We start from the raw sequence: 13,210 nt of genomic DNA, 5'->3' as shown, positions 1-13,210 counted from the left end.
GCAAAACGAACCGGGGGTACTGCAAGATGCAGTACCCCCCTTTTTTTTGCCTTTTTAAGGCTTACAGGACTGCCCGCGCTGTTGTGAGATATGTCTTACAGAGGCTGTGAGAGATCGTGTTTTCTTTTCGGGTAAAAACGTACCCTGTAATTTGTTTTTTATTTAAATACAGTTGGATAGGTGAGTCGATTGTTTTGTACAAACGCAAATGCGCTTTGTAGGACGCAATACCCCTATTGTTCAAAAGGGCAGGATCGGCGACATTAGTGTTACCGGAAGGGAAGACGGCAGGAAGCAGGAACATCAGGATGATGTTGCTTCAGGATGAAGTAGAAGGGAACACACCCAGGATGGGTGAAAGGATGTACCGCAGGATGTGGTCGAAGGATGTTTCAGGACGAAACAAGGGACACCTCCAGGACGGAGAATGAGAGCCGGCACAGGATGGTCGGTGGGTCAGGAGCGACCAAGGGAAGAAAAGCGTCAGGATGGCGCAGGATAATAAGTCAGGGAAAGAAAGTAGGATACGCCACAACGGATATGTGGGAAACGGAAAGCCAAGGGAAAAGTTTTCAAGGATGAGCAGGGAGCACCTTGAGTAGCGGGAATGCTGCAAAACGAACCGGGCGTACTGCATTTGCAGTACGCCCTTTTTTTATTCCTTTTACGGGACAGCATTGGGCCGGAATGCGGAGTAATGCTATGCTTTGGCCCCTCATTTTTGGGCGTAAGGGGTTTTTGGCATGAGTACACATATACAAATCCGGCAGCTTTTGCGTGAGATTGCAGATCGCATGCAGGCGCTTGGGCTGTGGCAGGATGCGCCGCCGCAGGCGGAAGCGTTCTCCAGCGTTGAGCCTTTCTGTATTGATACCATGTCCGCAGAGCAATGGTTGCAGTGGGTTTTTTTGCCGAAAATGCATGATTTGCTCGACAGCCAGGCGGCACTGCCGCAGGGGTTTGCCATTTACCCCTATTTCGAACTGGCGTTCGCCCAGCGTCACGAGGAACTTCAGCCGCTGATGGTGACGTTGCTGGCGTTGGACAATTTGTTCGCGTCGGCGAAAAACTAAGCCGCCGTATCGGAATCCCCTATGGAAATTATTTATCAGGACCAGCATCTGATCGCCGTGAATAAACCGGCCGGATGGCTGGTGCACCGTAGCTGGCTGGATCGCAAAGAAAAAGTCGTCGTGATGCAGACCGTTCGGGATCAAATCGGCCAGCACGTCTTCACCGTACACCGGCTGGATCGCCCTACGTCCGGCGTATTGCTGATGGGGTTATCTGCTGAGGTCGCACGTTTGCTGGCGCAAAGCTTTGAGCAGCGGCAGGTGAGTAAGACATACCATGCCGTGGTGAGAGGTTTTCTGGACGGAGAAGGGACGGTTGATTACCCGCTGACCGAAGAACTGGACAAAATCGCCGATAAGTTCAGCCAGCAGGACAAAGCGGCCCAGCCGGCGGTCAGTCATTATCGCGGGCTGGCGCAGGTGGAGATGCCGGTAGCCATCGGCCGTTACCCCAGCTCGCGTTTCAGCCTGGTGGAACTGCAACCGGAAACCGGGCGCAAGCATCAGCTGCGCCGCCATCTGGCGCATTTGCGTCATCCTATTCTCGGCGATACCAAACATGGCGATCTGCGGCAAAACCGGGGCGTTGCGGAGCACTTCGCATGCGCCGGACTGATGTTGCATGCCAGTGAATTACGGCTGACGCATCCGGTCAGCGGGGAACCTTTATGCCTGCGCGCCGGGCTTGATGCGCGATGGCAACACCTGATGACGCAGTTCGGCTGGCATCATTATCTCCCTGAACTCTGGGGGGTTGAGTTTCCTGCGCCTTGCCGTCAGGATGGAACGAATTGAATTCAGGGGGAAAGAGTATGGCTCAGGTCGGCATTTTTGTGGGTACCGTATACGGTAATGCGTTGCTGGTTGCGGAGGAGGCCGAAACTTTGCTCCGGGCGCAAGGGCATGAGGTCCGCGTGTTTGAAGAGGGCACGCTGGCTGAGTGGCAGGCGTATCAGCAGCACTATGTCCTGATCGTGACCTCCACGACCGGGCAGGGGAATTTGCCCGACTCAATCGTGCCTCTGTTCGTGGCGGTCAGGGATCAACTGGGTTACCAGCCGGCGCTGCGCTATGGCGTGATCGCTCTGGGAGACAGCAGTTATTCCGATTTTTGCGGCGCCGGTCATAAGTTTGATGACCTGCTGCAAGAACAGCAGGCGACGCGCATCGGTGAGCTGCTTGAGGTTGACGCTCAGGTGGATGCCGAACCGGAGGTTGTGACCGGACCGTGGGTTGAAAACTGGGGACGTCTGCTTAGCTGATAACGGTATTCCCGCCGGGTAAGCAGAGCGTAAAGCGGCTGCCTTCGCCCGGCGTACTTTCGGCGCTGACGCTGCCGTGATGCAGTTCGGCAATGGATTTTACCATCGCCAGCCCAAGTCCGGAGCTTTCCCGATCCGTGCGGGCATAGTCCGCGCGGTAAAAGCGTTCGAAAACGTGCGGTAAATCATCGGCCTTAATACCACTGCCGCTGTCCGTTACGCTGAGCAGCACATCGTTACCTCTGGCGGCGGCTTCAAGCGTGATCTGGCCGCCCGGCGGGGTATAGCGCAGGGCGTTGTCCACCAGATTGGAAAGCGCACGGCCCAGCAGTAAAGGATCGGCATGAAGCGTTGCATCGCCGCGCTGGGCCAGCGTTATCTGCTTCTCTTCCGCTGACATGCTGAAAAAATCAATGATGTGACTGAACAAGGCGCCGGCATTAATCGCTTCGGGATGCATCACTTCTTTGGCGTTGTCCGCCCTTGCCAGGAACAGCATTGAAGTGATCATGCGTGACAGGCGTTCTCCCTCCTCGCTAATCTTCGCCAGCGTTTCCTGATACTCCTCCGGCGGGCGAACGCGTGACTGAATGACGCTGGCGGCCGCGATGATGTTGTTGATTGGCGCGCGGAATTCGTGGGCGATATCGGAGGAAAAGCGCGACAACTCGGTAAATGAACGTTCCAGCCTTTCCAGCATGCCGTCAAATGAGGCGGCCAGCGCCTTCAGCTCCGCCGGCCATTCCCGTTGACCGATGCGGGTATTCAATTTTTCAATGTGGATGTTCTGTATCTGCTGGTTCAGGGTATTCAATGGCTTCAGACCGGTCCGGACAATCAGCCAGCTCAGCAGGGCGGTAAAGAGCACGGCAGCGATGCCGACCACCCTCAGGATATGCATACTCAGCTCGACCAACTCCCGTTCCTGAGAGGCGTTAAGCGCAACCTGAATAACCCAGGTTTCCCCATTGCGCAGCGTGATGTTCTCCGTGGCCAACAGCATTTTTACCTTGCGTTTTTCCTGCTTGTTGAACCAAACCTGGGTGCGGTAAGGCTTTCCCGCAGAAGGGAAATGGTAAGACTCCACCGGCATATGCGGTGATGCGGCGAAAAGCTTGCCGTCGCCATCAAAAATGCGCAGAAAAACCCGCTTGTCCGGATCAAAATTTTCAACCCAACGCTGTTGCCAGGCTTTCAGGCGGCGGCCGTCGTGGATGTTGGCGATGGCGTTACGCTGGGATTGCAGGATGCGCTCCATTTCCTGCCCGTTTCGGTGTTTGAGCTGGACCACCAGTGACGTGTAAATGACGGCGAAGATCACGATGATAAGCGCGGCCATCGACAGAGTGAAAGACAAACTCAGCCGCCGGGCGAGCGACCATTGGCGGATGGTGGACAGGATCATCATTCGCGCAGTTCCATGACATAACCGGCTCCGCGGATGGTATGAAGCAGTTTCACGTCAAAGGGGTCGTCCACCTTGGTGCGCAGGCGGCGGATTGCGACATCCACGACATTGGTGCCGGAGTCAAAATGCATGTCCCAGACCTGTTCGGCGATAACGATGCGCGACAAAACCTCTCCGCTGCGGCGCATCAGCAGGCTGAGCAGGGTGAACTCTTTGGGCGTCAGATCCAGCCGCTTTCCCTGACGATGCACCTGATGTTTCAGCAGATCCAGCTCCAGGTCGGCGACGTGTAGCACGGTTTTTTCCGGCGCCTGGGGCTCTGCCTGCCGGCGCTGAATCACCCGGATGCGTGCCAGCAGTTCGCTGAACGAAAACGGTTTGACCAGATAGTCATCGGCGCCTAATTCCAGCCCGCGTACGCGATCTTCCACATCATCGCGGGCGGTGAGGAACATGACGGTGGTTTGTCTGCCCGCCTTGCGCGCGGTTTCTAAAATGTCCCAGCCGTTCAGACCGGGCAGCATGACGTCCAGAATCGCCAGATCGTAATCTGCGGTCAGCAGGTAATGGAGGCCATCAGGGCCGTTGGCGGCGACGTCAACCACCATACCTTGCTCCCGCAGCCCTTTGGCGACGTATTCCGCCGCCATTGCCTGATCTTCAACCAATAATATTTTCATCTGGCGTTCCGGTTCATTATGCGTCAGCGCATGGAAAACAGTTCGTTATGGAAGCGGCGTTCATCCCAGCCGGTTGCCGTCAGCCCTTTTTTCAGCGTTTGCGCAAACGGCGCCGGGCCGCAAAAGCTGACGGAATAGTCGCACCGGTTTCCCATTCGTTCGACGATGGCTTCTGGTGTCAGTAACTCCCCGCGCTCGGCCAGTAATACCTGGAAGTCTATGCAGGTGATTTTACTGGTTAATTGCTGAAGGCGTTGCAGGAAGAATGCCTCCCGCGGGCTTGCCGCGCAATAAAAGAACACGATCTTTTCAATGTGCTTCGCAGAATGCCGGCCTGCGGCCAGGGCCTCTAGCCAGGCAATGAACGGCGTAATACCGATACCCGCGCCTATCCAGACCTGGTGCGTGTCGTTTACCAGCAGGAAGCGGCCGTAACCGCCTTCAACCTCCGCTGGTTGCCCGGGTTGCAGGGTTTTGAGCAATGTGCTGGTGTAGTCGCCCAGCGCCTTGACCGCCAGCTCCAGCGTGCGCGTTCCGGCATCGTAATTCACCACGGTGAAGGGGTGAGGGCTTTCGCCATCAAGCAAGTCAAGATAGATAAACTGTCCGGGACGATAATGGATATCCCCGTCGAGCTGCAGGTGAAAATTCAGGGTATTATCCGCCAGCGTACGGGTTTGCGTGACATTTCCGCGCACTTTTCTGTTGCGCCCGATCTTCCCGCTCAGCGAAAGCCAGGCGCAGTAACCGCCGACGGCACACAGCAGCACGGCGGCAAGGCTGTAGATCGCCTGGTTTGCCTCCCAGTTCAGCGACAGAACGGTGTGCAATGCCCCGGCGATAAAAATGACGCCGGCCAGCTTGTGCAGCAGCATGAACTTTTTATAGTTGAACATCTTTTTCGCCAGGCTGACGACGGCAAATATCACGAAGGCATAAAACGCATATTCACCGATGTCATTTGCGATCGCGTGCCAGTTAATACCTTCCGGCGGGCCGCGGTGGGGGCGTTGCAAAACGCCGGCCTGGGTAAGCCACTTACCGGCTTTAAACGCCAGCCAGTGCAGCGAGAGCATGACAAACGCACCGATTCCCAGGTGTTTGTGCAGACGGTACATTTTATCCAGCCCGTTCAGCCATTTCTCCAGCCACGCCGGACGGATGGCGAGCACCATCGCGGCGCTCATGTAGCCCAGCGCAAGAATGCCGGTAAGCAGGATGATTTGCCGGCGCCAGAAAAAGAAGCTGAAGGTTTCCGGCAGGGAAAACAGGAAGGCGATAGCCCAAATGAAAAACAGAAAGCCGGTTAAACGACGCATATGTGGTATTCCTTGCGGTTGCAGAGTCCGTAAAGTCAGAATACCGGGGTGAGAATGACAAACCGCTGATGGGCAGATTACGGTTTTGTCATGTTTGTAACGGCGGGAAGAAAAGCGGGCAACCGGCGCCCGCTCTTGCGGTTATTTCTGCGTCAGTTTTTCCAGATCGGCCTCAATTTCAGCGATTTTATGGGAAACCACGCTTTCAAGATGGCGCAGGTCGTCCAGGATCTTACGCTTGAGATCGACTTCTACCTGATCGCGCTGGCAGATTTGATCGAGCTCATCAATGACGTAGCGCAGCGCCGGGCTGATTTCGTGGATCTCTTTATACCCCTGAGCGGTGTTATCGGCGACAACGGTTTTGCGTTGACGTGGATATTTAAATTTCACGCTCTTAGCAAAAAACTCTCCCTTATCCTTGCGAAAATAAATCTTCAGAATGTCGTTGTTGGCCTCCTGGCGCAGACTATAACGGTCAATATCTTCGGGTTGATTAATCCCCAGACTTTTCAGGTTGTCATACATAGCGGCACCTTCTTGGTTTATCCATATTCGACGGGAGACAGCGTAAACGGCCTGCCGGAAGAAATCTGTGTTCTGCGTTGCGTTAACACGGTTGATTGTAGAGCCAAAAAAAAAACAGCGGGCCAGGCCCGCTGCATTTTTATTTTTTAATCGATGCTGCGTAACAGCTCGTTGATGCCCACTTTTCCGCGCGTTTTGGCATCGACTTTTTTCACGATGACCGCGCAGTACAGGCTGTATTTACCGTCTTTAGAAGGCAGGTTGCCGGAAACCACCACGGAGCCGGCCGGCACGCGGCCATAGTGAACTTCGCCGGTTTCGCGATCGTAAATTTTGGTGCTCTGGCCCAGGTAAACCCCCATGGAGATCACGGAGCCTTCTTCGACGATCACGCCTTCAACCACTTCGGAACGCGCGCCGATAAAGCAGTTGTCTTCGATGATGGTCGGGTTGGCCTGCAGCGGCTCCAGTACGCCGCCGATGCCGACGCCGCCGGAAAGGTGTACGTTTTTACCGATTTGGGCGCAGGAACCGACAGTGGCCCAGGTATCGACCATCGTACCTTCGTCAACATAGGCGCCGATGTTGACGTAAGAAGGCATCAGCACGCTGTTACGGGCGATGAAAGCGCCTTTGCGCACGCTGGCGGGCGGCACGACGCGGAAGCCTTCGCGCTGAAAGCGGGCTTCGTCGTAGTCGGCGAATTTCATCGGCACTTTATCGTAGAAGCGGGTTTCAGCGCCTTCCATCACCTGGTTGTCGTTGATGCGGAAAGAGAGCAGAACGGCCTTTTTCAGCCATTGATGCGTAACCCACTCGCCGTTGATTTTTTCCGCCACGCGCAGCTCGCCGCTGTCCAGGCTGGCGATAACCTGATTAACCGCTTCGCGGGTTACCGCGTCAACGCTGGTCGGGGTGATGTCTGCGCGGCGCTCGAAAGCGTTCTCGATAAGTGTCTGTAACTGCTGCATCCTGATTTCATTCCTGAATGTTGTGTTAATTGATACTATTTTATGAGCTATTCTTTATCGGTTGGATCGAGGGCCGCTGTCAACCGCTTAGCCACTTCATCCTGCATTTTCTTGTCCAATGCTTTTCTTTCGCCGTCGGCGATAATGAACAAATCTTCTACCCGTTCGCCGATCGTGGTGATGCGCGCGCTGTGCAGCGACAGTCCTAAATCAGCGAAAACCTCACCAACCCTTGCCAGTAAACCGGGCTGATCCAGCGCGACCAGCTCCATATAGCTGCGTTTATCCGTATGGGCGGGCAAAAATGAAATTTCCGTGGGAACGCTGAAGTGCCGCAGCCGGGATGACGGGCGGCGCGCGCGCGGATGGCGGTATTGCTGCTGCGTCAGCGCCTGTTCGAGGGCGAACCTGATGGTGTCGTGGCGGTCCTGCGCCAGCGGGCTGCCGTCGGGCTCCAGCACGACGAAGGTGTCCATCGCGTAGCCGTCGCGGTTGGTGAAGATCTGGGCGTCGTGTACGCTGAGGTTGCGCCGGTCCAGTTCGCCGGCAACGGCGGCAAACAGGTAGGGGCGATCCGGGCTGTGAATGAAAATCTCCGTTCCGCCGCGGGTGGCCTGATGGCTGACCAGCACCAGCGGTTTGCCGGGGTCATCGTGTTTGAGCAGGTGGCGGGCATGCCAGGCCAGCTGATTAGGGTTGTGGCGCAGGAAATAGTCGGCGCGGCAGCGGCTCCAGATGCGGTGCAGGGCCTCTTCGTTGATGTTGTCCATGCGCAGCAGCGCCAGCGCCTGAAGCCGGTGGTGGCGTACGCGTTCGCGCAGGTCCGGGACGTGCTGCATGCCCCGGCGCAGCTGTTTCTCGGTGGCGAAATAAAGTTCGCGCAGCAGGCTCTGTTTCCAGCTGTTCCACAGGCTTTCGTTAGTGGCGCAGATGTCTGCGACGGTCAGGCTGACCAGATAGCGCAGGCGGGTTTCGCTTTGCACTTCGGCGCTGAATTGCTGAATGACCGCCGGATCCTGAATGTCACGGCGCTGGGCGGTGACCGACATCAGCAGGTGGCAGCGCACCAGCCAGGAAACCAACTGGGCTTCGCGCGAATTCAGCCCGTGCAGGGCGGCGAATTCCAGCGCGTCCTGCGCGCCCAGCTCGGAGTGATCGCCGCCGCGGCCTTTGGCGATGTCGTGGAACAGGGCGGCCAGCAACAGCAGCTCAGGCTGGGGCAGGCGCGGATAAAGTTCCACACACAACGGATGCTGCGGCCGGGTTTTCTCATATGAGAAGCTCTCCAGCTTCAGCAGTACGCGTATGGTGTGCTCATCAACGGTATAAGCATGGAATAAATCGAACTGCATTTGCCCGACGATTTTTCCCCACTGCGGCATGTAGGCCCACAGCACGCTGTGGCGGTGCATAGGCAGCAACGCCCGGTGTACCGCGCCGGGATGGCGCAGGATCGCCATAAACAGCGCGCGCGCTTCGGGCAGGTCGCACAGCGGTTGTTTCAGATGACGGCGGGCGTAACGCAGGTGACGCAACGTGGTTGAGTAAATACCTTTGATCGCGGGGTTATGCACCATCGCGTAAAACAGGCGCAGGATGGCGGCCGGATCGCGGATAAAGGTGTCTGCGGCGCGCAGGTCGATCAGGCTGCCGCGCAGCTGGAAATCATCATCCAGGGGACGGGGCTTTTCGTTGGTGTCCAGCGCCAGGATGGCTTCGTCGAACAATTGCAGCAGCATCTGATTCAGCTCGCTGACGCGGCGCGTCATGCGGTAAAAATCCTTCATCATCTTTTCGATGGGCTGATTGCCTTCGCCGTCGTAGTGCAGCAATCGCGCGACGCTGAGCTGGCGATCGAACAGCAGACGGTTGTCATAGCGCGGAAGCACCAGATGCAGGGCGAAGCGGATGCGCCACAAAAAACTCTGGCATTCGTTCAGCTCGCTGCGCTCCGCGTCGGTCAGGAAGCCGAAGCCGACCATTTCGTCCAGCGACGTGGCGCCGAAATGACGGTGCGCAACCCACAATAGCGTGTGAATATCGCGCAGGCCGCCGGGGCTGGCTTTGATATCCGGCTCCAGGTTATAGCTGGTGCCGTGGTAGCGCTGGTGGCGTTCATGCTGCTCCTGAACTTTGGCGTGGAAAAATTTGGGCGAGGGCCAGAAGTCTTCGCTGAAAATGTTTTTTTGCAGTTGCAGGAACAGCGCTACGTCGCCGCTGATCAGCCGTGATTCGATCAGGTTGGTCGCGACGGTCAGGTCCGACAATCCTTCCTGGATGCATTCAGCCAGGCTGCGTACGCTGTGGCCGACTTCCAGCCGCAGGTCCCACAGCAGGGTGATTAACTCACCGACGCGCCGGGCGTCTTCTTCGGCCAGCGGTTGCTCGCTCAGGATCAGCAGGTCGATGTCAGATAAAGGGTGCAATTCTCCGCGGCCGTAACCACCGACGGCGATCAGCGCCATGCTCTGGCGACCTTCAAAACCGGCCTGTCGCCACAGGCGGCTGAGCAGGCGATCGATGTATTGGGAGCGGGCGGAAACCAAAGCTTCAGCCGAGACGCCGGCATTAAACGCATCGGCCAGCCACAGCTGGAATTCTTCCAGCGAATGTTTCAATGGCGCGCAGGCGAGCTGCTCATCGGTGAAGGTTTCGGGCGAGGCGGGAAGCGGATGCGTAGCGTTCGGCAACGTTTTGCTGTCATGGGCGGCATCATGGGGCAACTGACCATTTAATTCTGACATGAGGGAACCTATCAAAAGCCGGTTTATGCCGTAAAGCGCCTTTGGCAACGAGTACAATTGGCGCGTGTGATTAATTCATTGTGCCACTAATTTTACGCAAGCGCAGCTATCTTAAAACCGCCGGAGCCGGATGCCGGCGTGCTATTGCATGACGTGGCGGGAAAGGGTTAATGAGGGAACGCTTTAAATATAAGTTTTAATTCTCTGGCTGAATACGCTTACCCACGGATTTTGGCGCCTGTTTTTCTTTGTTCTCCATTAATGTCATTATGGCGGCAAGATAGAGTGATATAACTTTCTTATCTTCTTAAGGTTACATGTGAAATTATTTTCTCTGGTGACTATATTGTTTTTTTGTATGCTTCATAGCAAGATTGTTGCTATGGTTAAATTCACATAATAATCATTACTTATATGAACTGTATTTTTATTGTATGATTTTCTTGTATTTTTATTCTTAATACGTTGTCATCAGCTGAATGACCGTACACATTTTAACGTTATTGCAGGCCGGATGGTTTGACGGGTATATATGAGTTATCTGATAGCAAAGAAAATGCGTTACTTCATGGTGGTCATGGAGATAAGAAACTTTGCGAAGGCGGCGGAAGCGTTATGTATCACCCGTTCTCCGTTGAGCAAGGTAATCTGTGAGCTTGAAGATTACTTAGGCGGTATGTTGTTTAAGCGCAAATATAATGAGCTGGAGCCTACGGAGTTAGCCTGGAAATATTACAATAAAATTCGGCCGGTTTATGTCCAATTACTGGCTATAGAAAATGAGATAAAAAGCAAGTATGCCAATACAGGCATGATGATAAGGTTTGACACGACATTCCCTAAGCAGCTGTATAAATACATCGCAATGGTTATTGAGTCGTCCGGGATAAAAGCAAAGTGCGAACATACGGTTATCGAAAGGGAAGACGTTGATAACGTATTCTATGAAAATAACCAGCTTATTCTGTCGCTCAGAGACATTCAGTTTAGCGATCCCGTTGCGCATGAGGAGTGGCTCAGTGATGACTTGGTGTTGCTGTCGGCAAACGAGATTAGCGCCGGTACGCCATTGACGTTGCTCATCTGGCAGGACGCCAGCGCTCACTATATGCGCGAAGTTTTTGCGGAACTGCTCAAGGGCGACTTTGGCGAGATCGGTTTCCTCGAGCATGACTACGATTTGATCAGTACGCTATACAGCATCAGGCTTGGCAGAGGGTGCGGTATTATGACGGAGAAGATTTCCGCCATGTTCAATATGGAGAGTGTGAAAGTAAAAAAACTGGAGGGTAAGAAAATCAAAATCCATGTTTATCATAAGCTGAGTCCGGAGTATTCAGATAATAAAGAGAGTGTCCGGAAAGCATTAAGATCGTTTATCTAGCCGGAAAGAGCCCTACGGAATAATCATGATGCAGTGCAGAAGCGGGTTCAGGTAGCTTTTTTGTCCGTCAGGATAATGATATTCGAAATTTAGCCTGCTGCAATATGCAGGTATGCTGACTCTTTTTTTATTATCCAGCTCGAAGATAAATGAGAGGTTGGCGTGATCAAGATCGTGCCCGGTGATGCCGATGAACTGACCGAAGTAACAGGTATTTATAAATGAACGTTTGCCAATGGCTAATGAAAGGGTACTTTTTTCATAGTGCTCCGAGATAGATAGCATCGGTTTTTACGCCTCTATAAAGAATGCTTTTTTGTTTTGCAAAACTATAGCATAACCTATTGATTAGGATCGCTATTTTATGGCTTGAATTACTTTTCTGCGATGTAACTCATTGATAGAGATCGTATTTGTTTGCTCCGGATGCATCCTGCGGTTACTAAATCATATACATAGAAGTGATAAGAGAGGGTGTGCCGTATCATTTTTATTCCATTGATATGAATAGTACCGTCAGCACAATATTGTTGTTTTGAAAGGTGCACTAGAGAAGGGGGTAAATAGGGATAAGCGCTGATAGATATACGTTATTTGATGGCGTTAAACTTCAGGTAAACATTATTTTAGTGATGGATTACATAATGAAACCGGCGCTCTGGCAGAGCACGGAATAGCCACGTTTATTATGTGGATTTACATGACGAAAGTTCAACGCGCTTATTGGTTACGGAAGGGCGTGTATATTTGATGCGGCGCTTTTTGCAGCGACCTGACGGATTCAGGCCGCTGCCAACGTATTATTTATCCGGCGTGCGTGATGACGCGCGGAATACCGGTTTCATCTGCCCGCAGCGTTAAGATTTCACAGCCGTTATCCGTGACCACAATGGTATGTTCGTACTGCGCGGACAAGCTGCGATCTTTGGTTTTCACCGTCCAGCCGTCCTTCATGGTACGGATGCGGTAATCGCCGGCGTTCACCATCGGCTCGACGGTAAACGTCATTCCCGGTTGCAGCACGACGCCGCCGTCGTCCGCGTCGTAGTGCAGCACCTGCGGCTCCTCATGGAAGCCTTCGCCGATGCCATGGCCGCAATATTCACGTACCACGGAAAAGCCGTTGGACTCCACGAACTTCTGGATTTCCTTACCGAGGGTACGCAGGCGGATGCCGGGTTTCACCATGCGCAAGGCCAGATAAAGGCTTTCCTGCGTGATACGGCAGATGCGCTCGCCGAGGATCGTCGGTTTACCGGCGATAAACATCATGGAGGTGTCGCCGTGCCAGCCGTCTTTGATGACGGTGACGTCGATATTGACGATGTCGCCGTCCTTCAGCACCTTGTCGTCGCTCGGAATACCGTGGCAAACGACTTCGTTAATTGAAATACAAACTGACTTCGGAAAACCGTGGTAGCCCAGGCAGGCGGAAATCGCGTGCTGATGCTGCGTGATGTAGTCATCGCAGATGCGATCCAGCTCACCCGTTGTTACGCCGGGCTTAACGTGGGGCGCGATCATTTCCAGAACTTCTGCGGCCAAGCGGCCGGCTACGCGCATTTTTTCGATGTCTTGAGGGGTTTTGATTGATATCGCCATGAAATTATTATGTCCGCCAGTGCCGGAGAAACGGCAAATGAGAAGCAATTGCTTGTTATGGTATCAGTCTCGCCGCGCACTGCCAAATTTTGCCGCATTCATTCGCCCGATTTGCAACAAGAACTGGAGTCAGGCGTGTGTTTATGGTATAAAGCGCGCCGCGGCTTTTATTCCGTTTTATACGTATCGAGCGGAATGATGATACCGTAAATCTCACTTTGTGTTTTTATACATTAAAC

The 13,210-nt window shown here is 54.0% G+C and carries 12 protein-coding genes; 4 read left to right on the top strand and 8 right to left on the bottom strand.

From position 1 onward, the window contains the following. Positions 1-743: 743 nt before the first annotated feature. Genes C8D90_RS11535 through C8D90_RS11525 form a run of 3 tightly spaced genes read left to right on the top strand, consistent with a single transcriptional unit; the run spans position 744 to position 2,335 of the window. Positions 744-1,073 carry a YqcC family protein gene (locus C8D90_RS11535; protein ID WP_115458607.1) on the top strand — a complete coding sequence of 110 codons (330 nt, stop codon included), beginning with the start codon at positions 744-746 and terminating at the stop codon, positions 1,071-1,073. Between the two features lie 21 nt (positions 1,074-1,094). Further along, positions 1,095-1,868, top strand: a complete 774-nt coding sequence (gene truC, locus C8D90_RS11530; protein WP_115458606.1) for a tRNA pseudouridine(65) synthase TruC — start codon at positions 1,095-1,097, stop codon at positions 1,866-1,868. 17 nt (positions 1,869-1,885) lie between these two features. Continuing rightward, the gene (locus tag C8D90_RS11525) at positions 1,886-2,335 is read left to right on the top strand and encodes a flavodoxin (RefSeq protein WP_115458605.1); all 450 of its coding nucleotides are present in this window, start codon (positions 1,886-1,888) and stop codon (positions 2,333-2,335) included. Here C8D90_RS11525 and C8D90_RS11520 read toward each other — a convergent pair. The 6 genes from C8D90_RS11520 to glnD form a co-directional block, all read right to left on the bottom strand. Next, on the bottom strand, positions 2,328-3,743 hold the full coding sequence (locus tag C8D90_RS11520; protein WP_115458604.1) for a heavy metal sensor histidine kinase: 1,416 nt from the start codon (positions 3,741-3,743) through the stop codon (positions 2,328-2,330). The genes C8D90_RS11525 and C8D90_RS11520 overlap by 8 nt on opposite strands. Next, entirely contained in the window at positions 3,740-4,423 is a 684-nt protein-coding gene (locus C8D90_RS11515) for a heavy metal response regulator transcription factor (protein WP_115458603.1), read from the bottom strand. Before C8D90_RS11515 ends, C8D90_RS11520 begins: the two co-directional genes overlap by 4 nt. 23 nt (positions 4,424-4,446) lie before the next feature. After that, the gene (locus tag C8D90_RS11510; protein ID WP_115458602.1) at positions 4,447-5,742 is read right to left on the bottom strand and encodes a ferredoxin reductase family protein; all 1,296 of its coding nucleotides are present in this window, start codon (positions 5,740-5,742) and stop codon (positions 4,447-4,449) included. A 141-nt stretch (positions 5,743-5,883) separates the two neighbouring features. Continuing rightward, positions 5,884-6,270: a DUF3461 family protein gene (locus C8D90_RS11505; RefSeq protein ID WP_115458601.1), complete on the bottom strand. Its 387-nt coding sequence runs from the start codon at positions 6,268-6,270 to the stop codon at positions 5,884-5,886. A 146-nt stretch (positions 6,271-6,416) separates the two neighbouring features. Then, positions 6,417-7,241 (bottom strand): 2,3,4,5-tetrahydropyridine-2,6-dicarboxylate N-succinyltransferase, encoded by an 825-nt coding sequence (dapD, locus tag C8D90_RS11500; RefSeq protein WP_115458600.1) that lies wholly within the window; start codon positions 7,239-7,241, stop codon positions 6,417-6,419. A 47-nt stretch (positions 7,242-7,288) separates the two neighbouring features. Further along, on the bottom strand, positions 7,289-9,985 hold the full coding sequence (gene glnD / locus C8D90_RS11495; RefSeq protein ID WP_115458599.1) for a bifunctional uridylyltransferase/uridylyl-removing protein GlnD: 2,697 nt from the start codon (positions 9,983-9,985) through the stop codon (positions 7,289-7,291). Between the two features lie 532 nt (positions 9,986-10,517). Here glnD and C8D90_RS11490 point away from each other — a divergent pair. Next, positions 10,518-11,369 carry a LysR family transcriptional regulator gene (locus C8D90_RS11490; RefSeq protein WP_115458598.1) on the top strand — a complete coding sequence of 284 codons (852 nt, stop codon included), beginning with the start codon at positions 10,518-10,520 and terminating at the stop codon, positions 11,367-11,369. A 12-nt stretch (positions 11,370-11,381) separates the two neighbouring features. Here C8D90_RS11490 and C8D90_RS11485 read toward each other — a convergent pair whose 3' ends face one another. Both C8D90_RS11485 and map read right to left on the bottom strand, forming a co-directional pair. Then, positions 11,382-11,654, bottom strand: coding sequence for a hypothetical protein (locus tag C8D90_RS11485; protein WP_115458597.1), 273 nt, complete (start codon positions 11,652-11,654; stop codon positions 11,382-11,384). 519 nt (positions 11,655-12,173) lie between these two features. Next, positions 12,174-12,971, bottom strand: coding sequence for a type I methionyl aminopeptidase (gene map, locus C8D90_RS11480; RefSeq protein ID WP_115458596.1), 798 nt, complete (start codon positions 12,969-12,971; stop codon positions 12,174-12,176). Positions 12,972-13,210 lie beyond the last annotated feature (239 nt).

Origin of the sequence: Enterobacillus tribolii, assembly GCF_003363015.1 — a bacterium.
Lineage (GTDB): Bacteria > Pseudomonadota > Gammaproteobacteria > Enterobacterales > Enterobacteriaceae > Enterobacillus > Enterobacillus tribolii.
The sequence above is the reverse complement of the archived record's forward strand: the minus strand, read 5'-3'. Positions and strand labels throughout refer to the sequence as shown.